The 23,100-nt window shown below is 44.7% G+C and carries 28 protein-coding genes and 1 other annotated feature; of the genes, 3 read left to right on the forward strand and 25 right to left on the reverse strand.

What is annotated here, in order from left to right; all coding sequences use genetic code 11:
- Positions 1–6: 6 nt before the first annotated feature.
- Positions 7–1,836 carry a translation elongation factor 4 gene (lepA, locus tag B0H99_RS05945; RefSeq protein WP_106532723.1) on the reverse strand — a complete coding sequence of 610 codons (1,830 nt, stop codon included), beginning with the start codon at positions 1,834–1,836 and terminating at the stop codon, positions 7–9.
- A 219-nt stretch (positions 1,837–2,055) separates the two neighbouring features.
- Between lepA and rpsT the strand changes: the two genes are divergently transcribed.
- Positions 2,056–2,307 carry a 30S ribosomal protein S20 gene (gene rpsT / locus B0H99_RS05950; protein WP_106532724.1) on the forward strand — a complete coding sequence of 84 codons (252 nt, stop codon included), beginning with the start codon at positions 2,056–2,058 and terminating at the stop codon, positions 2,305–2,307.
- Positions 2,308–2,326: 19 nt separating this feature from the next.
- Here rpsT and holA read toward each other — a convergent pair whose 3' ends face one another.
- Positions 2,327–3,361, reverse strand: coding sequence for a DNA polymerase III subunit delta (holA, locus tag B0H99_RS05955; RefSeq protein ID WP_106532725.1), 1,035 nt, complete (start codon positions 3,359–3,361; stop codon positions 2,327–2,329).
- Between the two features lie 157 nt (positions 3,362–3,518).
- Here holA and B0H99_RS05960 point away from each other — a divergent pair, with 157 nt between their 5' ends.
- Positions 3,519–3,650 (forward strand): YqzM family protein, encoded by a 132-nt coding sequence (locus B0H99_RS05960; protein WP_106532726.1) that lies wholly within the window; start codon positions 3,519–3,521, stop codon positions 3,648–3,650.
- A 38-nt stretch (positions 3,651–3,688) separates the two neighbouring features.
- On the opposite strand, the gene B0H99_RS05965 is transcribed toward B0H99_RS05960, so the two are convergent.
- The 12 genes from B0H99_RS05965 to B0H99_RS06020 all read right to left on the reverse strand — a co-directional run bounded on the left by B0H99_RS05965 (position 3,689) and on the right by B0H99_RS06020 (position 13,073).
- The gene (locus B0H99_RS05965) at positions 3,689–5,857 is read right to left on the reverse strand and encodes a DNA internalization-related competence protein ComEC/Rec2 (protein ID WP_245894411.1); all 2,169 of its coding nucleotides are present in this window, start codon (positions 5,855–5,857) and stop codon (positions 3,689–3,691) included.
- A gap of 104 nt (positions 5,858–5,961) precedes the next feature.
- The gene (locus B0H99_RS05970; RefSeq protein WP_106532727.1) at positions 5,962–6,534 is read right to left on the reverse strand and encodes a ComE operon protein 2; all 573 of its coding nucleotides are present in this window, start codon (positions 6,532–6,534) and stop codon (positions 5,962–5,964) included.
- 101 nt (positions 6,535–6,635) lie between these two features.
- Positions 6,636–7,250: a helix-hairpin-helix domain-containing protein gene (locus B0H99_RS05975; protein ID WP_245894413.1), complete on the reverse strand. Its 615-nt coding sequence runs from the start codon at positions 7,248–7,250 to the stop codon at positions 6,636–6,638.
- Positions 7,251–7,332: 82 nt separating this feature from the next.
- Positions 7,333–8,055, reverse strand: a complete 723-nt coding sequence (locus B0H99_RS05980) for a class I SAM-dependent DNA methyltransferase (RefSeq protein WP_106532728.1) — start codon at positions 8,053–8,055, stop codon at positions 7,333–7,335.
- Positions 8,052–8,390 carry a ribosome silencing factor gene (gene rsfS, locus B0H99_RS05985; protein WP_106532729.1) on the reverse strand — a complete coding sequence of 113 codons (339 nt, stop codon included), beginning with the start codon at positions 8,388–8,390 and terminating at the stop codon, positions 8,052–8,054. The genes B0H99_RS05980 and rsfS overlap by 4 nt, the downstream gene beginning before the upstream one ends.
- Positions 8,387–8,962 (reverse strand): bis(5'-nucleosyl)-tetraphosphatase (symmetrical) YqeK, encoded by a 576-nt coding sequence (gene yqeK, locus B0H99_RS05990; protein ID WP_106532730.1) that lies wholly within the window; start codon positions 8,960–8,962, stop codon positions 8,387–8,389. The genes rsfS and yqeK overlap by 4 nt, the downstream gene beginning before the upstream one ends.
- Positions 8,904–9,518: a nicotinate-nucleotide adenylyltransferase gene (locus B0H99_RS05995; RefSeq protein ID WP_106532731.1), complete on the reverse strand. Its 615-nt coding sequence runs from the start codon at positions 9,516–9,518 to the stop codon at positions 8,904–8,906. Before B0H99_RS05995 ends, yqeK begins: the two co-directional genes overlap by 59 nt.
- Positions 9,515–9,814 carry a ribosome assembly RNA-binding protein YhbY gene (gene yhbY / locus B0H99_RS06000; RefSeq protein WP_106532732.1) on the reverse strand — a complete coding sequence of 100 codons (300 nt, stop codon included), beginning with the start codon at positions 9,812–9,814 and terminating at the stop codon, positions 9,515–9,517. The genes B0H99_RS05995 and yhbY overlap by 4 nt, the downstream gene beginning before the upstream one ends.
- Positions 9,801–10,628, reverse strand: a complete 828-nt coding sequence (aroE, locus tag B0H99_RS06005; protein ID WP_106532733.1) for a shikimate dehydrogenase — start codon at positions 10,626–10,628, stop codon at positions 9,801–9,803. The genes yhbY and aroE overlap by 14 nt, the downstream gene beginning before the upstream one ends.
- A 10-nt stretch (positions 10,629–10,638) precedes the next feature.
- Positions 10,639–11,742, reverse strand: coding sequence for a ribosome biogenesis GTPase YqeH (yqeH, locus tag B0H99_RS06010; protein ID WP_106532734.1), 1,104 nt, complete (start codon positions 11,740–11,742; stop codon positions 10,639–10,641).
- The gene (locus B0H99_RS06015) at positions 11,739–12,260 is read right to left on the reverse strand and encodes a YqeG family HAD IIIA-type phosphatase (protein WP_106532735.1); all 522 of its coding nucleotides are present in this window, start codon (positions 12,258–12,260) and stop codon (positions 11,739–11,741) included. The genes yqeH and B0H99_RS06015 overlap by 4 nt, the downstream gene beginning before the upstream one ends.
- 39 nt (positions 12,261–12,299) lie before the next feature.
- Positions 12,300–13,073: a phosphatidylserine decarboxylase gene (locus B0H99_RS06020; protein ID WP_106532736.1), complete on the reverse strand. Its 774-nt coding sequence runs from the start codon at positions 13,071–13,073 to the stop codon at positions 12,300–12,302.
- A 93-nt stretch (positions 13,074–13,166) separates the two neighbouring features.
- On the opposite strand from B0H99_RS06020, the gene pssA reads away from it, so the two are divergent.
- Positions 13,167–13,706: a CDP-diacylglycerol--serine O-phosphatidyltransferase gene (pssA, locus tag B0H99_RS06025; protein WP_106532737.1), complete on the forward strand. Its 540-nt coding sequence runs from the start codon at positions 13,167–13,169 to the stop codon at positions 13,704–13,706.
- Between the two features lie 75 nt (positions 13,707–13,781).
- Here pssA and mtnN read toward each other — a convergent pair whose 3' ends face one another.
- The 11 genes from mtnN to B0H99_RS06085 all read right to left on the reverse strand — a co-directional run.
- Positions 13,782–14,486, reverse strand: coding sequence for a 5'-methylthioadenosine/S-adenosylhomocysteine nucleosidase (gene mtnN, locus B0H99_RS06030; protein ID WP_106532738.1), 705 nt, complete (start codon positions 14,484–14,486; stop codon positions 13,782–13,784).
- Between the two features lie 51 nt (positions 14,487–14,537).
- On the reverse strand, positions 14,538–15,272 hold the full coding sequence (locus tag B0H99_RS06035; protein ID WP_106532739.1) for a DUF1510 family protein: 735 nt from the start codon (positions 15,270–15,272) through the stop codon (positions 14,538–14,540).
- Positions 15,273–15,401: 129 nt separating this feature from the next.
- Positions 15,402–15,878 (reverse strand): transcription elongation factor GreA, encoded by a 477-nt coding sequence (gene greA, locus B0H99_RS06040; protein WP_106532740.1) that lies wholly within the window; start codon positions 15,876–15,878, stop codon positions 15,402–15,404.
- 81 nt (positions 15,879–15,959) lie between these two features.
- Positions 15,960–16,583, reverse strand: a complete 624-nt coding sequence (gene udk, locus B0H99_RS06045; RefSeq protein WP_106532766.1) for a uridine kinase — start codon at positions 16,581–16,583, stop codon at positions 15,960–15,962.
- Between the two features lie 29 nt (positions 16,584–16,612).
- Positions 16,613–17,224 (reverse strand): O-methyltransferase, encoded by a 612-nt coding sequence (locus tag B0H99_RS06050; RefSeq protein WP_106532741.1) that lies wholly within the window; start codon positions 17,222–17,224, stop codon positions 16,613–16,615.
- A 109-nt stretch (positions 17,225–17,333) separates the two neighbouring features.
- Positions 17,334–18,458: an endolytic transglycosylase MltG gene (mltG, locus tag B0H99_RS06055; RefSeq protein WP_106532742.1), complete on the reverse strand. Its 1,125-nt coding sequence runs from the start codon at positions 18,456–18,458 to the stop codon at positions 17,334–17,336.
- Between the two features lie 102 nt (positions 18,459–18,560).
- Positions 18,561–18,869 (reverse strand): DUF1292 domain-containing protein, encoded by a 309-nt coding sequence (locus tag B0H99_RS06060; RefSeq protein WP_106532743.1) that lies wholly within the window; start codon positions 18,867–18,869, stop codon positions 18,561–18,563.
- 13 nt (positions 18,870–18,882) lie between these two features.
- The gene (ruvX, locus tag B0H99_RS06065) at positions 18,883–19,299 is read right to left on the reverse strand and encodes a Holliday junction resolvase RuvX (RefSeq protein ID WP_106532744.1); all 417 of its coding nucleotides are present in this window, start codon (positions 19,297–19,299) and stop codon (positions 18,883–18,885) included.
- 2 nt (positions 19,300–19,301) lie between these two features.
- Positions 19,302–19,568 carry an IreB family regulatory phosphoprotein gene (locus B0H99_RS06070; protein WP_106532745.1) on the reverse strand — a complete coding sequence of 89 codons (267 nt, stop codon included), beginning with the start codon at positions 19,566–19,568 and terminating at the stop codon, positions 19,302–19,304.
- 89 nt (positions 19,569–19,657) lie between these two features.
- The gene (alaS, locus tag B0H99_RS06075) at positions 19,658–22,273 is read right to left on the reverse strand and encodes an alanine--tRNA ligase (RefSeq protein ID WP_106532767.1); all 2,616 of its coding nucleotides are present in this window, start codon (positions 22,271–22,273) and stop codon (positions 19,658–19,660) included.
- Between the two features lie 93 nt (positions 22,274–22,366).
- Positions 22,367–22,581 (reverse strand) — a binding site (T-box leader).
- Between the two features lie 354 nt (positions 22,582–22,935).
- A partial coding sequence (locus B0H99_RS06085) for a transposase (RefSeq protein WP_181313583.1) occupies positions 22,936–23,100 on the reverse strand: 165 nt, incomplete at its 5' end.

Consider the following 23,100-nt stretch of genomic DNA (forward strand, 5'->3'; position numbering starts at 1 on the left):
TTTTGTTTATTTTGATTGGTCGTCCATTTTCAGGATGGCCATGAATGCTTCTTGCGGCACTTCAACAGAACCGACTTGCTTCATGCGTTTTTTACCTTCTTTTTGCTTGTCCAAAAGCTTCCGTTTACGGGAAATGTCGCCGCCATAACATTTTGCCAAAACGTTTTTGCGCATCGCGCTGATCGTTTGGCGTGCGACGATCTTTTGGCCGATAGCGGCTTGGATCGGCACTTCAAATTGCTGGCGTGGAATCAATGTCTTCAATTTGTCGACAATGACTTTTCCGCGTTCATATGAGAAATCGCGGTGAACAATAAAGCTCAACGCATCCACTTGTTCGCCGTTCAAAAGAATGTCCATCTTCACAAGTTTGGATTCCTTATAGCCAATCAGTTCATAGTCAAATGAAGCATAGCCTTTTGTCCCTGATTTCAACTGGTCAAAAAAGTCGTAGACGATTTCAGCAAGGGGCAGTTCATAGACGATACTGACGCGCGTCGCATCAATATAATCCATTGTCATGAAGTTGCCACGTTTTTTCTGGCAAATTTCCATGACTGCTCCAACATAATCGTTCGGCACCATGACTGTCGCTTTTACATATGGTTCTTCCACTTTATCTATTTTTTGAGCGTCCGGCATCATTGCGGGGTTGTCGACTTTGATTGTTTCCCCGTCAGTCATATGGACATCATAAATTACGCTAGGTGCAGTCGTGATCAAATCGATGTTGAATTCACGTTCAATGCGTTCCTGAATAATTTCCATATGAAGCAATCCGAGGAATCCACAGCGATAGCCGAAGCCAAGTGCCTGGGACGATTCAGGTTCAAATTGAAGCGCAGCATCATTAAGCTCCAATTTTTCGAGTGCATCCCGAAGGTCATTGTATTTTGATGTATCGATCGGATACAGTCCGCAATACACCATCGGGTTTAAACGGCGATAACCAGGCAATGCTTCTTGTGCCGGGTTGTTCGCTAAAGTAATCGTATCACCGACAGTCGAATCTCCAACGTTTTTGATGGCAGCTGTCAAGAACCCAACATCTCCCACCGTCAATTCTTTCCGCAATGACGTATGCGGCGTAAAGACGCCCGCTTCAATCACTTCGAATTCTTTGCCTGAGGCCATCATGCGAATGCGGTCTCCAGGCTTTACAGTTCCTTCTACAATCCGAATATATGCAACAACGCCGCGGTAAGGATCGTATAAAGAGTCAAAGATCAACGCTTTTAAAGGCGCGCTCGGGTCACCGGTCGGAGCCGGAACTTTTTCGACAATCTGTTCCAAAATTTCTTCAATACCAATGCCCGCTTTAGCAGAAGCAAGGACCGCTTCCGAAGCATCCAGCCCAATCACTTCTTCGATTTCTCCGCGGACCCGTTCCGGATCAGCGGCCGGTAAATCAATTTTATTGATGACTGGCAAGATTTCCAACTCATTGTCAAGCGCCAAGTAGACGTTTGCCAATGTTTGGGCTTCGATCCCTTGTGCAGCATCGACTACTAGAACAGCGCCTTCACACGCTGCCAGGCTTCTTGAAACTTCGTAAGTGAAGTCGACATGTCCTGGAGTATCGATCAAGTGCATAATATAGGTTTCTCCGTCTTTTGCTTTATAATTCAATTGAACGGCATTCAATTTGATCGTAATGCCACGTTCGCGCTCCAAATCCATGGAATCCAGGGACTGGGCTTTCATTTCACGGGAAGTCAAAGCTTCCGTTTTCTCTAATATCCGGTCAGCAAGCGTCGATTTTCCGTGGTCAATGTGTGCAATAATGGAAAAGTTGCGGATCTTGCTTTGCCGTGCTAATCGTTCCTCATGATTCATTCTCTTCACTCCTATACAAACTACTATGAATTATAGCAGTGTAACGGATATTGAGCAACGAAAGGCTGTCAGAATCATTTTACTGTCAAGGAAAACTTCTTTGCACGTAACTATTGCATTCTGTCCTGTGATTTGATAAAATAACTCTTGTTGTATAGAGACATAAAAGAGTACGAGGCGTCTTCGTCTCTGTTCCTATTTGTCTAGGAGGTGAAATACATGCCAAACATTAAATCTGCTATCAAACGTGTACGCACGAATGAAACAAAAAACGCTCAAAATGCTCATGTGAGATCAACAATGCGTTCTTCTGTAAGAAAGGCTGACGCAGCTGTTCTTAACAACGAAGAAAATGCAAACGATACGCTAAAAGCGGCAATCAAGCAAGTGGAAAAAGCGGCTTCTAAAGGGCTTATCCACAAAAACACTGCAGCTCGTAAAAAATCTCGCTTGATGAAAAAACAAGCGTAAAACTCGAAATGCCGGTCCCTTAAATGGGACCGGCATTTTTTCGTGCATTGCGTTTCATCAAAAAGAACTCCAGAATGCGTTCCCGGTTTCCGCTCACCGTTTTCAACTGCAAATCGATATCTGCTAAATCGTTAAGCACTTCTAAGAGCCGCTTTTCCGGGATTTGCTGGCGTTTCTCCACTAATAGCTTGACCCGGTACGGATGGGCTTTCAGCTGCTTGGAAATCTGTTGAGCGTGATAGCCTTTTTTCTGCAAATAAAACACATGGACCATGAATCGGATCTGGGATGCCAACAGCGCCGTAAGCGCCACGGGCTCTTCTTTTTGCCGCAGCAGATCATAGTAAACGGCCAATGCTCCGCTAATATCGCCATCGAGATAAGACTGCAGCATTTTAAATGCGTCTTGTTCAAGGGTTCTTGCAGTCATCTGTTCAACCAAGGCGACAGAAATTTCCTCTTCCCCTGCTCCGAGATACAACGACATTTTTTCTACTTCCGATGACAAGAGCGTTAAATTCGTGCCAGCCATTTCAACCAGCTTTTGCGCAGCGTCTTTTTTGATGCGCTTGCCAAAATTTCTGGCTTCGTTGTCGATCCACACTTCCAGGTCTTGGGCCTGCAGCGCTTTCGCTTCCACCAACACCGATCTTTGTTTCATCAGCTTTGTTACTTTTTTTCGTTCGTCCAGTTTTTCATAGGGAGCGATAAAAATCGTTACACAGCTAAATGGCGGATTTTCCAGCCAGGCTTCCAGCATTTTTAAATCATGGTCAATTTTTTCTTTTCCGCGCTCTGCCGCTTTCAGGAAAGACGCGTTTTTGGCAATTATGAGTTTCCGTTCACTGAAAAACGGAATCGTATCCGCTTCTTCAATAATACGGTCGACCGGCACTTCATCCAAATCGAAGATGGATAATTCCAGCTCACCGTCCGTTAATTTATTTTTTAATAAATCCACTGTTTTTTCGATAAAATAACTTTCTGTTCCGACTGCCAAATATACAGGGTCTATTTGTCCGCTGCGGATAGCTTTCCAGATTGATGTGATCATAACTTGCGCACCCCCCTTTACTACTATAGCTGATTTTTGCGGGAATTGGTATTTGACATATTTGTGACAGAGCGGAAATTCCTGTGATATACTCGTCTTGAATCTAGATTTTTCATTCTTCTTCGCTTATAATAAGAAGGAATTAGGAGGGGTACAAATGAATGAATTTGAACAGAATGTCCAATCGAAACGCAACGACGCAATAGATGCCGGAATGGGCTTTGTTGTATCATTTGTTTTCTTTTCGTTAATCTTCATTATCGCAGTAGTGGTAGACTTTATAGCGTAATGAAAAAGGTTCCGGCAAATGCCGGAACCTTTTTTTATTTACCTCATCGTCTTCAACTCAATTTTGCCTTTCTTTGCGGTCAGTTCGACTGTCCCGCTTTCTGCTGTATTCAAAGTGCGAAGCTGTAAGTTTTCAAACCGCTCCACCACTTCGGTACTCGGATGGCCATAGCGGTTGTCGCGGCCGGAAGAGAAAACCGACAGCACAGGCATCACGGTGGACAGGAACAGTTCACTGCTTGAAGTTTTGCTGCCGTGATGTCCAACTTTCAATACAGTTATATTGTTCAGCGCCGCACCGTACTTTTCCACTAATTCTTTTTCTCCGCTCGCTTCTAAATCCCCTGTAAACAATACGCGAAATTTCCCGCTTTCCATAAGCAGTACAAGAGAATCGTTATTGCCTTCGTATACTGCATCAGCAGGGGCTATATAGGTGAACCTCACGTTGCCTTCCTGCCAAGATGAACCTCTTCCCGGAAAACGGACTTCCGATTCTTTTGCAAACGGAAGCAGCGCTTTTATTAGGGCGGTGCTCTCGGAACCGGGAGATAAATGAAGTTCATCAATGCGGAATAGCTGAAATATTTCCTCCGCCCCTTCTGCATGGTCTGCATCCGCATGGGACAAAACAAAAGCGTCGATTCTCGAAATGCCGCGGCCTTTCAAATAAGGTGCAACCACTTGTCTTCCAACTTCATATGGCCGGCTGCGCTCTTGAAACGCTTTTTGCTCAAAACGCAGCAAACCACCGCTATCAATCAGGTAAACGGCTTTACGGTGCGGCAATTCAACCAGTGCACTGTCCCCTTGTCCAACATCCAGAAAAGTCACTCTTAACCCCGAATCCATGTATGGCGCAAAACTTAAGCCCATAGCCGGTACCAATACGATCAACAATTGCCTCCATTTGAAGCCTCTCTCAGCCATACTGTAAAAGACGAAAACGCTAACCATCAGCAGCACAGCCACGCCCGCACTCGGCTTTCCAGGGGTCCACATTTGATAAGGCAATGCGGCGAGCCAATCCATTCCACTGCCGATAAAGCCCCTCAACGGTTCGTAAACGGCAAACGCTCCGTCCGCCAATGGCTGAAACACAAGCGTCGCTCCAAACAATAAGAAATTAGCCGGCAGAATACCTAACGTATACAGCGGAACAAACACGCTATTGACTAAAAATGCAGACAAAGACAGCTCATAAAAATGAAAAAGCAAAAGCGGATATAAGGTCAGTTGTGAAATACAGGTGATCAAAAACCCTGTTTTCAGCAGTGAAGTTTGCTGAGCGAGGAATGAAAACGAATAAATGATGGCAAATGTCGCTCCGTAGGACAACTGAAAGCCGATCATATATAAGCTGTAGGGATCCCATAAAAGAAAACAAATAAAGCTGATCAATAAAACATTAGCGACCGGCATCTTCAGTCCCAGCAGCCGGCAAAGCAGAATTGCAGATACCATTCCGACTGAACGCCAGACCGAAGGGGCTCCGCCGGCAACCACCGCATACATGGGAAGCGCGAAAAGCAGAAACAGCATGACAGATTCTTTTCTCAATCGAATGCGGAGAAGCAGCATGTATAGAAAGCCGGCCACGATTCCGACATGCAGACCGGATATCGCAAATAAATGGGTGATCCCCAGAATTTGATAAGTCCGCTGTTCTTCCAGTGACATTTTTTCCCGTTCGCCGATCAGCAAAGCTTCCGCTTCCGCTACGAGGCTTTCCGGAAAAGTTTTTCTGATATGGCGCTTGATTGCCTCGCGCTGGCTGTCCAGTTTGCTGAAGATGTTATGTTCTTCTTTAGCGCCATCAATAGATTCAAGCGCCAATATTTTAGAAGCTCCATTCCTTTTCACATAGCTTTCCATATTGAAAGCGAATTGATGCGATGGCGGCGGAGGGGCTTCAAACAAACCTTGCACGCGCAACACGGACTTATACAGCAAAGTTTCCAGCGCCTCTTTTTCTTCAGCTGTCTTTATCCGGTAAGTGGCGTAGACGACCGGTCCATTCTCAATTTCCGCAAAACCGCGCAGTCCGTCGCCGTCTACCGTATAATCACTGTGGAATTTCATGTTGCCGGAAAATGTTCCCGAATAGTCAAAAGGATCTTTTGTCCGCCAATCCTGGAAACCGTAAACAACTAAGGCAAATAACAGAACTGCGGAAAAATAAATGAAAGGTTCTTTTTTCCACAGCATCCAACAAAAAAGCAGCGCCATGAACACGAGAAATTTCGGTGTTTCATGCGCTGCATGCGTAGCGATAACTGCCGCCACTGCAGTATAAAGGAATAATTGATTTGTTATACGCCGACTTCTCCGAATAATTGTTTCACCCGCTCGTTATAATAGGCCAATTCTTCATCGCTGCCGCCTTTTTCGCGCAGTTTTTCAAGCAACTCCATATACAGCGCTGTTTTTTCGACACTTAAGAAGTCGATTTTCCGCTCATCGAACGGTACCTGGACCACTTCAACGCCTGCCTGCTCCAGCAATTCAATCGCGTAAGCATGATTTTTGTAATCAGCCGCATAATACAACCGGGAAATTCCTGCCTGGATAATGGATTTCGTGCAAGGCAGACAAGGAAAATGGCTTACATACATATCGGCTCCCCCTACACTAATGCCATATTTAGCGCATTGCAACAAGGCGTTCATTTCTGCATGGATCGTTCGGACACAATGCCCGTCTACTACGTAGCAGCCTTTGTCGATGCAATGGTCGCCTCCTGAAATTGATCCATTATATCCGCCGGCCATGATGCGGCGGTCCCGTACAATCGTCGCTCCGACGGAAAGGCGTGTACAAGTGCTTCTTAACGCTAATAAATGGCTTTGTGCCATGAAAAATTGGTCCCAAGTTATTCGCTTCATCTAATTGCCTCCTGATGGTCTTTATAAAATAAGTGTAGCAGAGGCAGAATTTTCGTCAACCGGCATCTTACCTGTTCGTTCGCTTACCGGACAGGCGAAAACTAGTTGACTTTGATCAACTCTGCAAGCTTTTCAAACGTTTTATCGCCGATGCCGCTGACCTCCTTCAAGTCCTCCACTTTCAGAAAACTGCCTTTGTCAGTCCGATGCGTAATGATGGCAGCCGCTTTTGACGGACCGATGCCTGGAAGCGTCATCAATTCTTCTTCGGTAGCAGTATTCAAATTGACGAGAGTTTCTCCTGCAAGAGTTGGACTATTGCCGGAAAGAGCCGCTTCTTCGCCGACTTCCGGAACATACACGCTCATTTCGTCTTGGACTTTCATTGCCATATTGATGGCTCGGTCATCTGCGGTAGGCAAAAAACCGCCTGCTGCTTGGATAGCGTCTTGCATACGCGAACCAATAGGAAGCTTAAATACGCCTGGAGAGGCGACTTGGCCTTTTACATCGACCATTAACTGTTCAGGAATTTCTTCAAGTTGTTTTGGGGGTTCTGTCTGCTGAGGGGGTTCAGCTTCAATCAAATCAAATGATGCGTCCGGAACGGCTTCCGGATTTTCGTGAGGATAAAGAAAATAGATGGCAATCAATGCTATGGCGGCTAATGGAACCAGCAGCCAGCCGGCCTTCGTGCGAAGCTGAGAAAAATTCAATGGAAATTCCCCTTTTCTTCAGAAGGCAATTAGAGAGGAAGCTATCCCAATTATATACAAATTGCCTTCTTGTTGAAAAGGTTTATTTTACGGCGTGGAAGAAAATTCGCTGACTTTCCGCATGCGGTTCTTCTCGGGTCCAATCGGCTGTCACCGATTCTACTTGGAAGCCGGCGCTTTCGAGCCACTCTTTATAGACGGAAATCGGATAAGTCCGTTGTTCATGAGTTTCTTCAAAACGTTCAAAATGATTATTTTGCCGGACAAAAAATGTAATGTCGTGAATGATGCTATGTGGATAATCTCCCGCTGCTGTATGCCAGATATACGCAATATCTTCATCATCCAAGACAAATGGGCTTTCCGCGTAAACCGAATCCACTTTAAAAATTGAATGGACGTCAAAGAAAAAATGGCCGCCTTCGTTCAGCGCATTGTAAACTTCACTGAACGTCCGACGGACTTGTTCTTCTGTTTCCAAATAATTAAGCGAATCTATCGCAATTGCCACAGCGTCAAAACCGGAGAGCCCTTCCAAGCGGTCCATCGACAACTGGAGGGTTGGTATTTGAAGACCCGCTTCCTGGAAGCGCTGATTGGCCATTGTTAACATTTCTTCCGATAAGTCACTTGCGGTTACTTCGAAACCAACTTCACTGAAAAGCTGCGAAAGGGTGCCCGTACCGCAAGCCAAATCCAAAATGGATCCGGATTGCAGATGCGAAGCGACCCATTCGACCCACTTTTCGTATGGAATGTCTTCCATCAGCCCATCATAGACCGATGCAAACTTTCCGTATTTCATATTTCCATTGTTGGCGCTTCTCTCCAAAGACGCTCTAAGTTGTAATAAGAACGTTCGTCTTTATGGAAGACATGCGCAACAACATCACCTAGGTCAATAAGGATCCAGCGCGCAGCATCAAATCCTTCGACGCTTTTAACCGGGTTGCCGGCTTCATTCGACTTGTCGATCAATTCTTTTGCAATAGCTTGTACTTGGCGGTCCGAATTCCCGCTGCAGATAATGAAATAATCCGCTAAAAGAGAAATTCCTGCCATATTCAAAACGACGATATCCTCGGCTTTTTTGTCTTCTGCTGCATTGTACGCGGTTTGCAATAATGTTTCTTTAGTCATTCTTTCACGTTCCCTTTCTGTTGCACGAAGTGCTCATAGCACTTCAGTGAGTCCGGATAAACCGGCTGATTTTTTGATGTTAGAAAGTCGATGGTATGTTTGATGCTTGCTTCCATCATAACATCTAATCCCTGTTCTTTTAATTGACGCAATTCTTCAACACCTGAAAATTTACGGCCGGGTTCCACTAAATCGGCAATATAAATCACTTTTTCCAAATCCGACATTTCCGCTCGTCCGGTTGTATGATAGCGTATCGCGTTTAAAATGTCTTCATCTTCCACTCCAAATTCTTTTTCTGCTATATAAGCACCTACGGGGGCATGCCATAATTCGGCATGATAGTCGAGCAGTAACGGATCCATATTTTGCTCGATGATGATGGACTTCATCCAGTCCCGGTCCGAAAATTTAGCAACATCGTGCAAAATGGCCGCCACTTGCGCTTTCGGCTCCGGAACATCGAATCTTTGCGCCAGTTCAGTTGCCGTATCCACTACCCCTACTACATGGTTAAAGCGTTTTTCGGGAAGTCGTTTCTTCACTTTCTGAAGCATTGCGCTTTGATCCATACAATTGCTCCTTTCGAATATAGGCTTCCACTTTTTTAGGCACCAAAAACGATACTGTTTGATTTTTGGATAGGCGCTCTCTTAGCATTGAAGAAGATAAATGAATCTCCGGAGAATCGATCATTGTTACCGGAAGATCCGGGCTGCTTTCGTAACCTGGCCGTTTGATGCCGATAAAGCGGATTATGCTGATCAGTTCATCAATGCGATGCCACGACCTTAATCCGTCCACCATATCTCCGCCTATAATGAAATAAAACTCAGTTTCCGGTTCTTTTTCAATCATCTTCGCCATAGTGTCGAATGTATAAGACACCCCGCCATTTTTGATTTCAAAATCTTCAACTTGAAAACAATCAGTGCCGGATATTGCCAAGCGCGTCATTTGGAGCCGCTGCTCCGCATTTGCTCCGCTGACATCTTTGTGCGGAGCTATGAAGTTTGGCATGAATCGAACTTCATCGAGATTTAAAGCATGAAGTGCTTCATTGGCCATAATCAGGTGGCCGAGATGAGGTGGATTGAATGTTCCGCCCAGAATCCCGACTTTCCTCATTTAGTTCTTGGCAACTCGATTCGTTTATGGTTGACGGACGGCTTGTAAAGAATGACCGTATGTCCGATGAGCTGGACCAATTCTGCGTAAGTGCCTTCTGCCAAAGCTTTCGCCACTTCGTTTTTGTCGTCTTCATTATTCTGCAAAATACTGATTTTGATCAATTCCCGTTTTTCCAGCGCTTCCTCAATCTGCCGCAGCATTGTTCCGCTGACTCCTCCTTTTCCTACTTGGAAAATCGGATCGATGTGATGCGCTTCGCTTCGCAAAAAGCTTTTTTGTTTACTTGTTAACATATTGTCCTCCTAATTTGTTCGTAATCAATTCTTTCATTTTTTCCATATCCGGCTTTATGCCTGTCCATTTTTCAAAAGCGATGGCGCCTTGGCCGACAAACATGCCAACTCCGTTGACCGTATGGCAACCCTGTTCTTTTGCTTTTATCAAAAAAGGCGTTTCAAGCGGATTATATATTATGTCAGCCGCAATAGTTCCGGATTTCACGTTCTCCAAAGAGATTGGCAAAGCCTGATCTGTCGACAGACCGACGGAAGTCGTTTGAATTATTATCCCAAAATCGCCTAGACTTTTTTCGGCATCGGCCAATGTCATAGCAGAACCTCCGATATCACGGGCCAATTCTTCTGCACGGGCGATAGTCCGATTGGCAATAACAATGTCGGAAAATCCGCTGCGCTTCAGCGCGTACGAAATGCCCCGCGCAGCTCCGCCTGCTCCAATCACCAGTACTCTAGCACTCAACTTGACAGGAGCTGCAAACAGCGATTGCACGAATCCGTCGCCATCTGTGTTGAATCCGACATAGTTTTCGCCATCAAAAACCACTGTATTTACAGCATTCATGGCAGAAGCGGTCTCATCGATATGGTCAAGCAGCGGCAATATCGACTCTTTATGCGGCAACGTAATATTGAATCCACTGACTCCAAGCGTCTTTAAGGCAAAAAATGCCTTTTCAAGATCTGCCGGTTTGACCTGGACCGGTATATACGCCGCATCAATTCCATGTTCTTTGAACCATGTTTCGTGCATATATGGCGATAAGGAATGCGCAATCGGCTCGCCGATCACCGCGTACCACTTCTTCATCTGACCCCTCCTAGATAAGTGACGGTCTTAATAGCACTTCGACGCCCTTAGGTGCATAGGCAGCCACAACGACATTGGGATGCTGGACTGTAATCCAGCCAAGCCCTGAAAAGACGACGTCGGTTTTGCTGTCTTTCACCCGGAATTCATGGCGCACAAGTTCAGGGTAATCCTCTTTGAATTCAGCAGAAGGCGGAGCAAGCATATCACCGAAGTGCTGTTCATAAAGTGCATCTGCATTTTCCAATTTAGTGCGATGAATCGGCAAGTCGTTCGCAATATGAACAGTAAATGATGACCGATCTCCTTGGACAAAATCAAAACGCGCAAGGCCGCCGATATACAAAGTCTGTTCCGGGTTCAACTGAAACACCCGCGGTTTAATTTCTTTTTTCGGCATAATCATCTTTAAATCGGACGTATGCAGATGGTGTGCCAATTGATGATGGTTGATAATCCCTGGAGTATCATAAAGAGAACGCTTATCATCCAATGGAATTTCAATCATATCAAGAGTGGTGCCTGGAAAATGCGATGTTGTAATAATATCCGACTGGCCAGTGGCTTGTTTAATAACGCGGTTAATAAACGTCGATTTTCCGACATTCGTACAGCCGACAACATATACGTCTTTGCCTTTACGGTATTTGTCGATTGCTTCCATAGCTTCTGTAACGCCTGTTCCTTTATGGGCACTGACTGTCAGTACGTCAATCGGTTTCAGACCCAACTTTTTCGCTTCCTGCTTCATCCAGTTGATCAACTTATGCTGCTTAACGGATTTCGGCAAAAGATCCGCCTTGTTGGCAATCAATAAGATGTCGTTGTTGCCGACAAAACGGTGCAGACCCGGAAGCCAGCTGCCATTGAAATCAAAGATGTCCACGATCTTAACAATAAGCCCTTTGCGTTCGCCGAGACCATTTAAAATCCGCAGGAAATCGTCATCGCTAAGGGATACCGGCTGCAATTCGTTGTAGTTTTTAAGCCTGAAACAACGCTGGCAAATAATTTCTTCTTTATCTAATGAGGATTGCGGTGCATAGCCTAGCTCTCCCGGCCGATCCGTCTGGATTTGCGCGCCGCATCCGATACAAGTTGGTATTTCGTTCAATTTTCTTCCTCCCACATTAACTGCCCTTTTTCTTTTAACCGCTTCATAATTCTACGTTCCACAACCCGGTTGATGCGTGTAAAAAAGCCGTCGCTTTGAGCAACCGGCACAACTAGAATCGTATGCAGCTTATTCAAGTTGCCGCCAAAAATATCGGTCAGCATCTGGTCGCCAATGACCACAACGTTCTCTCTTTTTACTTCCATGATTTTCAGTGCTCTTCGAAAAGCACGGCCCATCGGCTTCCGTGCTTGATGGATAAAAGGAATTCCTAGCGGATCGGCAAACGACTTGACCCGCATCTCATTGTTATTCGAAACAATGACAACTTGAATACCCGCATTCTTCATGGACTTGAGCCACTCGATCAATAGTGGAGTGGCTTCAGGCCGGTCCCATTCCACAAGCGTGTTGTCCAAATCGGTAATAATGCCTCTGATATTTTTTTCCAGCAGCGATTCCGGCGTAATATCCGACACTTTTTTAACGAATTGGCTTGGTATAAAATTTTTAATCATTGCAAACCACTCCCGTTTTTTCGATCTTGATTCAATAGATTATACCATATTTCCCAGTGCTTCTCCCACCTTGATGGCATGGCCGTTCTTTACTTTTTCATCGAATGCAATGGTATTTTCCTCAAAGAATAAGACAACCGTCGAGCCAAAGCTAAAATAGCCGACTTCCTCGCCTTTTTTCCAATCCTTTTTTCGATTGGTCAATTCGATAGAGTTGATGAACATTGCCCCGACTTTCACGACAAGCATGCGGCCAAATTGTGTTTCCAGTTCGGAGATCAACCGGTAATTGCCGCTAAGCGGCGCTTTGCCATACTTTAAACCTGCCTGGTTTACCGGATAGGATTTCTTGCCGAGAACATATTGTTTTTTCACTTTTCCGCTGGCTGGGCTATGGATCCGGTGATAATCAGCAGGAGACAAATAAAGCACGATGTACTTTCCGTTCATATAAGTCTCGGACAATTTATGGTCACTCAATAAATCTGAAAGCGAATAATATTGGTTTTTCACGAGGAATCGAATGCCTTCATGCAAGTCTCCCGCGACTTCAATCTTCCCATCGACCGGTGACACAATCGGCGCATCCGCTACTGGCCGACTTTCTTCTTTAAGCTTGCGGATGAAAAAATCGTGGAGAGATGGAAAAGAAGATAAGGTGTTTTCAACGTCGTCAACCGCTATTTTGTATGTCTTAATGTAATTGGGAATCATCCACCGGCTCTTATTGGACCGTGCGAATTGGCGAATCATTTTGGATGTTATTGGCCCGTTTGTCAGCTCAATTGTTCTTTGATAAAACTTTTTCTTCACACAGACACCTCCATTGCTTAAATTAGTCTACCATTTTTTCGGCTTACACAGTATAATGAACAGAATAAGTTGACAAAAAAGGGGTGTTTTCCATTGTTATTTATAGAGCGCATGGATCACACATTCAAGAAAATTAGGTCCCAATCTGCCAATATCCTGACGATAGGCAATATGGGCTTTGGCGGCGCCTCTGTTATGGCAGCGTTAAATGGGGCTTATAGCTTTAGTGTGTTATTCATTTTTGTCGCAGCTTTTCTAGATCGTTTTGACGGAATTGTCGCAAGAAAGTTCAACCAGGAATCAGAGCTTGGCAAGCAGTTGGATTCGATGAGCGATATCATTTCTTTCGGTGTGGCGCCAGCCATCCTGATTTACGAACTGGTCTTAACAGATTTCGGCATTACCGGCATGGTCTTTACCGTCTTCTACATAGCAAGTGGAGCATTCCGTCTGGCCCGTTTCAATATTTCCGAGTCCAATGGGTATTTTACTGGATTGCCTATTACCGCTGCTGGAACTGTCGTTACCTTGTCATTTTTTGGGCTAGCTGTTTTTCCGCCTGTTTTCTATATGTTCCTTTTCATCATCTGTTCGTTATTGATGGTAAGCACTTTTACATTGAAAAAAGTATAAAAAGCTGCAGGCGAATAATGCGCCTGCAGCTTTTTTTCATCCCCGCGCCACCCTCGTGCTCTGGACTTTAAAAATTCAAGCTTTTTTTGAAAGGCGTTCAATAACATTGTGAACAATTTGAGTTGAATGTTTAGCTGCAACCGGCAAGAATTCTTCAAACGAAACGTTGGATTCTTTTCCGGCAATATCAGACAAAGCCCGTATCACGACAAACGGCACATTAAACTGATGGCATACTTGTGCCACCGCTGCCGCTTCCATTTCAGATGCTTTCATCGCAGGAAATGCTTCCCGCACTTTTGCTACACGTTCGGGATCGTTCATAAACGAATCGCTTGTTGCAATCAATCCTACTGCATACGGATGTTCTCCTAATTCTTCTACAGCGTCCACTGCCAAGTCGATCAATGACTGATCAGAAAGAAAAGCCGCCGGCATTTGCGGAACCTGTCCCATTTCATACCCAAAGATTGTCACATCTACATCGTGATGGCGCACTTCATCTGAAATAACAATGGCGCCTACTTCCAAATTGGAGTCAAAGCCGCCGGCAGAACCGGTATTAATGACAACATCCGGCTTGAAGTGATGCAGAAGGAGCGTAGTCGATAATGCCGCATTTACTTTGCCGATGCCACTCTTCAATAACACCACTTCTTGCCCTTTATATGTACCTGCTGTAAATTCACAATTTGCGATAAGCTCAGTCTTGACTCCATTAAGACTTTCTCTCATCAATTCCACTTCTTCTTCCATTGCACCAATTACACCAATTTTCATACTTCATCTTCCTTTCTTTATGCGATATTCAGTAAAAAAAGACGCCCGTGGTTAATAGGCGCCTTCCAGCGTTTTTAAAATGTCCATTTTGACTGGCTTCCAGCCTTTGCCGTCCACCCACTCCAGATGTACACGGTATTTTTCCTTTTGATCTTTAGATTGGACCACACCAATCGATTTTTGGGGACTTCCGCCATTTTGGAGCCTCATAATATACATATTGTCTTCTTTTAAACCAGTAGCATAAGAAATTGCATTTACTTTTTCTTTCCAGTCTACCGAATTTTTCTCATAAACTGAAACGTGTTCGCCTTTTTGAGAAGTCTTGACAGGCTCCCAGCTGGTGTTGATGACCGTTTCTTCCACAATCGGATCATTAGATGCTTTGTGGGTGATGGTTCCACCAATTACTGTACCTTCTTTTTGTTCTTTTTCTTCTGTTGCGTTTTCTTCATCCATTTCTTTTTCATCGGCTACATCTGTATTTTCTTCACTTCCGGAGTTCTCCGATGCATTATCTGCTTCATCTGTACCGTTTGTTTTTTCTGCACCATTTGTTCCTTCTGTGTTATTATCCGCTTCACTCGTTTGTTCTTCAGTTTCAGTCGAAATTTGTACTGTTTCCGGCTCTTTTGTTTTTTCCTTGTCGTTGCCAAGGAAGATAAAAGCGCCTGTTATAAGAATCAACATAAAAACTAAGCCGATCATTCCATTCAGAATCGTATTAGAACGGTTTTTCTTTTTTTTCACACGAGAGGGGTAGCGGTGTGGTTCTTTGTTTGACATTCAAATGCCTCCTCTTCAAATTATCTTACCATAATACTATGTAACAAATTTGACGTTTTGACACCTGGAATGTTTCATTTTCACTGTTATTTAACAAAAATGGCCATTCTCAAAAGAATGGCCATCCAGTCAGGAGATTGAAACGATTTTAATTTCCATTTCTCCGCCCGGTGTCAGCACCTTGACGTTTTCGCCAATAGTGCGGCCAATCATGCTTTTTGCGATTGGCGAATCATTAGAAATACGTCCCTCAAGAGGATCTGCTTCAGCCGAGCCGACAATTGTGTAGGATTCCTCGTCACCGCTTGGAACTTCTACAAATGTTACCGTCGTGCCTAAACGAACGATATCTTTATTGGTTTCATCTTCTGTTATGATTACGGCATTGCGGATCATCGACTCTAATTGAGCGATGCGTCCTTCTACAAATGCTTGGTCTTCTTTTGCGGAATCATACTCAGAGTTCTCGGAAAGATCCCCGAAACTGCGAGCGATTTTAATGCGTTCAACGACTTCTTTACGTTTTACAGTTTTTAAGAAGTCCAGTTCATCTTCCAATTTCTGCTTTCCTGCAGCTGTCATTGGAAATTGTTTTTCGTTTGCCATTTTCCCCACTCCTTCAACTGCTGACCCTAGATAGGTATAAATATCCGTCAGTCTCGTATCATCATATTATAATAACCCATTCTATTCAAGAATTGTTTTAATTTTTGTAACCATTAAGTCAATTGCAACTTCGTTTTGGCCGCCTTCGGGAATGATAACATCTGCATATCGTTTTGTCGGCTCAATAAACTGATTGTGCATCGGGCGCACTACTTTTAAGTATTGGTCAATGACCGAGTCAATGGTCCGGCCGCGCTCATTGATATCGCGAAGCAAACGGCGGATGATGCGCAAATCAGCGTCGGTATCAACAAACAACTTAATGTCCATCAACTCGCGGAGGCGTGTATCATCCAGAACCAAAATGCCCTCAAGAATAATAACGTCTTTCGGTTCGATCAGAACGGTTTCATCTGAACGGGTATGCAATGCATAATTATAAACCGGCTTTTCGATTGATTTCCGTTCAAGCAATTTGTTGATATGCTCGATCAGCAAATCGGTATCAAATGCCAGCGGATGGTCATAGTTGGTCTTCAGACGTTCTTCAAAAGCCAAATGGCTTTGGTCCTTATAGTAATAATCTTGTTCAATGACCACTACTGAATTTTCTTTAAACACTTCATAGATGGAATTCGTTACACTCGTTTTACCTGAACCCGAGCCACCTGCAATTCCGATTACAACAGGACGATTATTAGACATTTTCCAAGCTCCTTGCAACTGCTTTATTTTTACGCTTTTTTCTTTTTGCATACCATAATGCCATCTCCGGCAGTTAACAATCTAGTGTCATAGTCGGGATGGTCCATCATTTTTTCTTTAAACTGCTTGATATTCCGGATCATCGTCCGTTTACGCCTCGGCACTTCGGAAATTTCCTGTTCGACCATTCCGTGCATTTTCATATTATCACAATACAAGATGCCTTCGTCAGCTAATAAAGGTCCATATTTTTCAAAAAACCGGTCGTACTGCCCTTTTGCAGCGTCGATAAAAATTGCATCATAGGAAGGATTCAATTCTTTCAGTTCAAATTCAAGCGCATCCGCATGAAAAACCCGAATCTGCTGGTCCAAGCCAGCTTCGCCGATAAATTCAACTGCTTTGTCAAAGCGTTCATCATCCCGTTCAATCGTATCAATTTTGCAATCCGGCAATGCCTCGGCTACCTTAATCGCAGAAAAACCGATAGCAGCTCCGATTTCCAGCATCGATTTCGGCTTTTGTTCCAGCAGCAATTGCAGCAGGAACTCGATGCCTTGATCTTCCATGATAGGCACATGGTGCTGCTCCGCATATGCTTTGACCAATTGCAATGTTGTTGTTATATGCTCGTTTGTCATGCAAAAAGCTCCTTTAGGCTACCACAAAAATTACACCCCATCATAACATAGAAATGGATTTAATTCAAAAAGAAGAAGGAAAGCGTATCCGCTTCCTTCTCTTTATGAATCAATTGCCGATGTATTTTCTTTGATTAGCCAGATGCTCTTCATAAGTTTTAGCGAAGTGGTTGGTGCCTTCAGAATCAGCCAAGAAATAAAAGTACTCGGTTTTAGCCGGGTCGATTACAGCCTGCATGGACGATGATCCAGCAGAAGCGATCGGTCCAGGCGGCAGCCCTTTGTTTTTGTAGGTGCTGTATGGGTGATCGAATTCATAGTCTTTGTTGAACAGCCGCTTTTTATGCTCACCCATTGCGTAAATGACGGTCGGGTCGGTTTGCAGGGGCATGTCTTCCTCCAAACGGTTATAGAAAACGCTGGCGATCGTCTGGCGGTCAGACTGGGCAGTCGCTTCTTCCTCAAGCAGCGAAGCGAATGTCAAAAACCAATGCGGCGTTTTTTTCATGTCGTCCAGAACCGCTTTGTATTGCATGACGTTTGATTCGGTTGCAGCCACCATCTGTTCGATTATCAGTGTCAACGAAGGATCTTTTTCGTAGAACGGATAAGTTGCAGGGTACAAATAGCCTTCAAGCGGATAACGGATGTCTTCGCCCAGTATTTCTTCTGTCAAAAGCTCGGGATGTTCAGCCATCAATTCTTCGATATAAGCTTTATCATTCATTTTCGCTATAAATTCATCTGCAGTATATTTTGTTTTCTTGGCTATGACGTTTTCCGCAATTTCCTCTATCGTCAAGCCTTCAGGAAACGTGATATTGAATAATGGTTCACGGTAAACTTTTCCGGTTTTCAAACTTTCGGTAATTTCATCGAGCGTCATAGACGGCTGCAGGCCATAGTCGCCCGCCTGAAACTCAGCCTGGTTGTTGAATTTAACGTAATATTTATAAACACGTGCATCTTTAACCAAGCCGTTCTCTTCCAACAATCTCGAAATGCTGTCCAAATTGGAACCGATCGGCACTGTAATATTGACTACATTATCCGCATCAGGATCCACAGGTTTTAAAGCCCCTGAAACAAAATAGTACGTACGGAAGCCTGCAATACCGATAACAAGAAGTAGGATAAGTGCAATTACAGACACGATACGCCGGACAATCCTCACCTCTTGCTTCTTTTCTTTCATCCGTTCCAACATGATCTCTTTTTTTGACTGATTCTCCACGGGTTCTCCCCCTTAACTTTTCACTTACAAGTATACAAGAAATCCGCTCAAAAGAAAAAGACGGAATTAAATTTCAATTCCGTCCCTTTTCCGATCATTCGATCAAACTTCTTCGTTTTCTTCTTCTTCGTCAAGGAACGTGTTCAGCATTTCTTCGATCATGTCCCATTCTTCATCAGTTTCAACAGGTCGAAGTTCTCCGCCGCCTACAGCAGAATCTGAATCTTCGGTTTCAGTGAAGGAAGATGCATGAATTTCGATTTCGCCTTCATCGTCTTCTTCAGCGCCTACCGGGAAATACAATACGTATGATTTCCCAAACTCCTCTGAATCAAATGTAAACAATACTTCAAATAGTTGCTCGTTGCCGTTTTCATCAACGACTGTAATGTGTTCTTGTCCGTGTTCCATTTGCGTCACCTCATTATTTTTTAAAATCAAGATAGCCTTGCAAGATCATGACTGCTGCCATCTTGTCAATCACTTTTTTGCGGTTTTTCCGGCTGACATCCGCTGAGATCAGCATCTTCTCTGCTGCAGAAGTTGTAAGCCGTTCATCCCATAAGACTACCGGTATAGCATACGCTTCTTTCAGCAAAGCTGCAAACTTTTCGGATGCTTCTGCGCGCGGACCAATGGTATTATTCATGTTCTTCGGATAACCGACAACCACTTCAGTGACTTCATATTGCTTGATGAGTTCACCGAGCCGCTCCAATCCGTACTCTTCTATTGCTTCGTTGATTTTGACGGTTTCGATGCCCTGGGCCGTCCACCCAAGCGCATCGCTGATCGCAACTCCGATCGTTTTCGAACCGACGTCAAGCCCCATTGTTCGCATGATTATTCCTCATTATTCTTTTTGATATAGAATTTCACAAGCTCCTCGAGAATTTCATCCCGCTCGAGTTTGCGAATCTTATTTCGCGCATCTTGATGGCGAGGAATATAAGCCGGATCCCCTGATAGCAAATATCCGACAATTTGGTTGATCGGATTATACCCTTTTTCTTCTAATGAAGAATGGACTTGAAGCATTACTTGCTTCACTTCCTGCTGCATTGATTCATCAGGCGAATTAAACTTCATAGTTTTGTCAAATGAACTCACGACAAGCACCTCGCTTTCTGATTGAGCTAGGAGAAAAAGTTCCCGCAGCCTTAGGTTTTATTATATACGATTACCGGCATTTATAAAACTTATTTAAGCAAAGTGTAGACCGATTCTAGGGCTGTTTCGAGTTTTTCAGGGTTCTTAGCTCCTGCCATCGCCATGTCCGGACGGCCGCCGCCTTTGCCTCCGCATTGCTCTGCTACGTGTTTGACGATTTGACCCGCATGATAGTTCCCGCCGACTAAATCTTTTGTCACACCCGCGACAAGCATAACTTTTTCGCCGTCTGTAGCACCAAGTACGAGGACCGCTTTTTCGAATTTCTGTTTCAACTCGTCCATCATCTGGCGCAGTTGGTTGTTGTCTTTCGCTTCCACTTTTGCAGATAATACAGTGATACCGTCCACTTGGCGCGCTTTTTCCAGTATTTCACCGGACTGGGCATTGGAAATCTTCGCCATAAGCGATTCGTTCTCGCGCTGGAGTCCTTTCATTTCCTGTTGGAACGACTGCACTTTTTGAATCAAATCTTTCGGAGATGATTTCAATAAGCCCGCAGCTGTCTCTAGCGTCCCTTCGCTTTCTTTTAAGTTTTCGTATGCACCTTTGCCAGTCAAAGCTTCTATGCGGCGTATTCCTGCTCCAATGCCGCTTTCCGAAACAATCTTGAACAAGCCGATTTCAGAAGTGTTGGCTACATGCACTCCGCCACACAATTCCAATGAATAGTCACCGATCTCCACAACCCGGACGATGTCACCGTATTTCTCGCCGAATAGCGCCATTGCCCCCATATCTTTTGCTTCCTGCAAATTGTGATAGCCTGTTTGGACCGGAATGCCGCTCCATACTTTTTCATTGACGATTTGCTCGATCTGCTCGAGTTCTTCTTTCGTTACTCCGCCGAAATGCGAGAAGTCAAAACGCAGGCGGTCTGGCCCTACATAAGAACCTGCCTGGTTAACATGAGAACCTAGGATGTCTTTTAACGCCTGATGCAAAAGGTGGGTCGCTGTATGGTTTTTGACCGTATGGCGGCGCAGGGATGCATCGACTTGTGCATGGACAGGCGTTTTCGTTAATTCACCTGATTCTACCCGTACTGTATGCAAGTTCTGGCCATTCGGCGCTTTTTTAACATCCAGCACTGTCGCTTGTACCAGATCGTTCGACAGCGTCCCGCGGTCAGCAATTTGCCCGCCGCTTTCTGCATAGAATGGCGTCTGATCCAAGATGACCTGCACTTCTTCGCCTTCTTGTGCGCTGTCAGCCAATTCACCGTCTTTGATGATGACCGCCACTTGCGCATCCGCTACGGTATTCGTGTAGCCGACAAATTTGCTCGGCTCTTTAATGTTGCCAAGCACTTCCGACTGGCTTTGCATAGAGTTGACATTTTGGCGTGCACTTCGTGCGCGCTCGCGCTGAGCTTCCATTGCCGCTTCAAATCCGGCATAATCGACGCTCATTCCTTCATCTTCTGCATACTCTTCCGTCAATTCGATCGGGAAGCCGTATGTGTCATATAGACGGAATGCATCTTCACCCGGTATTTCTGTTTTGCCGGCTTCTTTTTGCTGAGCGGCAACTTGAGACAAAATTTCCAAACCGTCGTGAAGCGTTTCATGGAAACGTTCCTCTTCCAATTTCATGACGCGAATAATGAAGTCCTGCTTGTCTTTTACTTCCGGATAGAAGTCGACCATAATTTCTCCGACAACCGGAACCAATTCGTACATGAACGGCTTTTCAATTCCTAACTTTTTCGCGAAGCGGACAGCGCGGCGAAGCAAGCGGCGAAGCACATAGCCTCGTCCTTCGTTCGATGGCAACGCACCGTCACCAATCGCGAAAGCCACTGTACGAACATGGTCAGCGATAACTTTGAATGCCATATCGGCTTCAGCGTTGCTGCCGTATTTCTTGCCGGAAATCGCTTCTGTTTTTTCGATGATCGGCATGAATAAATCCGTATCGTAATTGGTTGGAACATCTTGAACTACCGATGTGATGCGCTCAAGCCCCATTCCGGTATCAATGTTTTGTTTTGGCAGCGGCGTGTACGTATGGTCCGGATTGTGGTTAAACTGGGAGAACACCAAGTTCCAGATTTCCAAGTACCGGTCATTTTCTCCACCCGGGTACAGTTCCGGATCGTTCAAGTCATTGCCGTAGCTTTCGCCGCGGTCGTAGAAAATCTCCGAGTTCGGTCCGCTCGGCCCTTCACCGATATCCCAGAAGTTCCCTTCAAGGCGGATGATGCGTTCAGCCGGAATGCCTACTTCGTTCAACCAGATGGCGTATGCTTCCTCATCTTCCGGATGGATGGTTACGGATAATTTCTCCGGGTCGAAGCCGATCCATTTGTCGTCCGTCAAGAATTCCCAAGCCCAGTGAATCGCTTCTTTTTTGAAGTATTCACCGATCGAGAAGTTTCCAAGCATTTCAAAAAACGTATGGTGGCGAGCTGTTTTTCCGACATTCTCAATATCATTCGTACGGATCGATTTTTGCGCGTTGACGATGCGCGGATTGTCCGGAATGATGCGCCCGTCAAAGTATTTTTTCAACGTCGCTACCCCGCTGTTGATCCACAACAACGACGGATCTTCAAACGGTACGAGCGGCGCGCTCGGTTCCTGGTCGTGCCCTTTTTCCTTGAAGAAATCCAAATACATTTTTCTGATGTCTGCAGCTTTCATTGTCTTCGTAGTTTTCATATTTATTCCTCCTTTATAAAATAAAAGCATCTTGGTAAGGAGCGGCAATAAAAATAGCCTCCACCCCTTGCTTGCGCAAGGGACGAAGGCTATAGATTCGCGGTACCACCCTAATTACACGGATAAACAAGCCGTTCCGTGTCTCTCATAAATGCCTTAACGCGGCTGAACGGCAGGGATTAGCTGCACTCAGGAGTAGCTTTCTAAAATAACATAGCGAAGGTTCTTTCAGCCTGGGAACCTATTTCTGAACGAATGTGATTTTATACTTTCTCCATCAAGGTGTTGGTTATGAATATATATTGAATTATATAGAACAGGGTAGAATGGTGTCAATAGCTGAGGGTTTTTTGCAGGTTTTGGTTGTCGCGGTTTTATTGGCAGATATGGATGATCCAGGGCAGTTATGCATGCTTAAAGAGAAATACGAATGCTCAGAAGAAAATATGCGCTTTCAAGGGGAAATATGCACGTTCAGGAAAAAATACGCACGTTCAGACGAAAATATGCACGTTCAGAATTCTTCTCACCTTTAGAAAAAATAAAAAAGCGCCCACGGGCGCTTTTTTCCAGAGTGTTGAGTAACCCTTTGATATAAGATAAGAACTTATTTGTTTATCAAAAGAAAAGAAAATTTCCGATTTTTACGCCCTCCTTGCCAGAAGGAGGGCCATTTTTTTGATGTTTTGCGTGGCGGCTGTCAGGAAAGCCTGTTCTTGGACAGACGGACGCCCTCGGCGTCTTGCGTAGCGAAAGCCATGGAGTTCTTTGGCATCCGCAAAGCTTCTTTCAATGGTTTGGCTGCGCAG

Source organism: Planomicrobium soli, from assembly GCF_003014655.1.
In the GTDB taxonomy this organism is placed as follows: Bacteria; Bacillota; Bacilli; order Bacillales_A; family Planococcaceae; genus Planococcus; species Planococcus soli_B.

Coding starts and splice junctions, on each gene's coding strand:
- lepA (WP_106532723.1), bottom strand. CDS start 1,836: ATGAATCATGAGGAACGATTAGCACGGCAAAGCAAGATCCGCAACTTT.
- rpsT (WP_106532724.1), top strand. CDS start 2,056: ATGCCAAACATTAAATCTGCTATCAAACGTGTACGCACGAATGAAACA.
- holA (WP_106532725.1), bottom strand. CDS start 3,361: ATGATCACATCAATCTGGAAAGCTATCCGCAGCGGACAAATAGACCCT.
- B0H99_RS05960 (WP_106532726.1), top strand. CDS start 3,519: ATGAATGAATTTGAACAGAATGTCCAATCGAAACGCAACGACGCAATA.
- B0H99_RS05965 (WP_245894411.1), bottom strand. CDS start 5,857: ATGCTGTGGAAAAAAGAACCTTTCATTTATTTTTCCGCAGTTCTGTTA.
- B0H99_RS05970 (WP_106532727.1), bottom strand. CDS start 6,534: ATGAAGCGAATAACTTGGGACCAATTTTTCATGGCACAAAGCCATTTA.
- B0H99_RS05980 (WP_106532728.1), bottom strand. CDS start 8,055: ATGAAATACGGAAAGTTTGCATCGGTCTATGATGGGCTGATGGAAGAC.
- rsfS (WP_106532729.1), bottom strand. CDS start 8,390: ATGACTAAAGAAACATTATTGCAAACCGCGTACAATGCAGCAGAAGAC.
- yqeK (WP_106532730.1), bottom strand. CDS start 8,962: ATGGATCAAAGCGCAATGCTTCAGAAAGTGAAGAAACGACTTCCCGAA.
- B0H99_RS05995 (WP_106532731.1), bottom strand. CDS start 9,518: ATGAGGAAAGTCGGGATTCTGGGCGGAACATTCAATCCACCTCATCTC.
- yhbY (WP_106532732.1), bottom strand. CDS start 9,814: ATGTTAACAAGTAAACAAAAAAGCTTTTTGCGAAGCGAAGCGCATCAC.
- aroE (WP_106532733.1), bottom strand. CDS start 10,628: ATGAAGAAGTGGTACGCGGTGATCGGCGAGCCGATTGCGCATTCCTTA.
- B0H99_RS06015 (WP_106532735.1), bottom strand. CDS start 12,260: ATGATTAAAAATTTTATACCAAGCCAATTCGTTAAAAAAGTGTCGGAT.
- mtnN (WP_106532738.1), bottom strand. CDS start 14,486: ATGAAAATTGGTGTAATTGGTGCAATGGAAGAAGAAGTGGAATTGATG.
- B0H99_RS06035 (WP_106532739.1), bottom strand. CDS start 15,272: ATGTCAAACAAAGAACCACACCGCTACCCCTCTCGTGTGAAAAAAAAG.
- greA (WP_106532740.1), bottom strand. CDS start 15,878: ATGGCAAACGAAAAACAATTTCCAATGACAGCTGCAGGAAAGCAGAAA.
- udk (WP_106532766.1), bottom strand. CDS start 16,583: ATGTCTAATAATCGTCCTGTTGTAATCGGAATTGCAGGTGGCTCGGGT.
- B0H99_RS06050 (WP_106532741.1), bottom strand. CDS start 17,224: ATGACAAACGAGCATATAACAACAACATTGCAATTGGTCAAAGCATAT.
- B0H99_RS06060 (WP_106532743.1), bottom strand. CDS start 18,869: ATGGAACACGGACAAGAACACATTACAGTCGTTGATGAAAACGGCAAC.
- ruvX (WP_106532744.1), bottom strand. CDS start 19,299: ATGCGAACAATGGGGCTTGACGTCGGTTCGAAAACGATCGGAGTTGCG.
- alaS (WP_106532767.1), bottom strand. CDS start 22,273: ATGAAAGCTGCAGACATCAGAAAAATGTATTTGGATTTCTTCAAGGAA.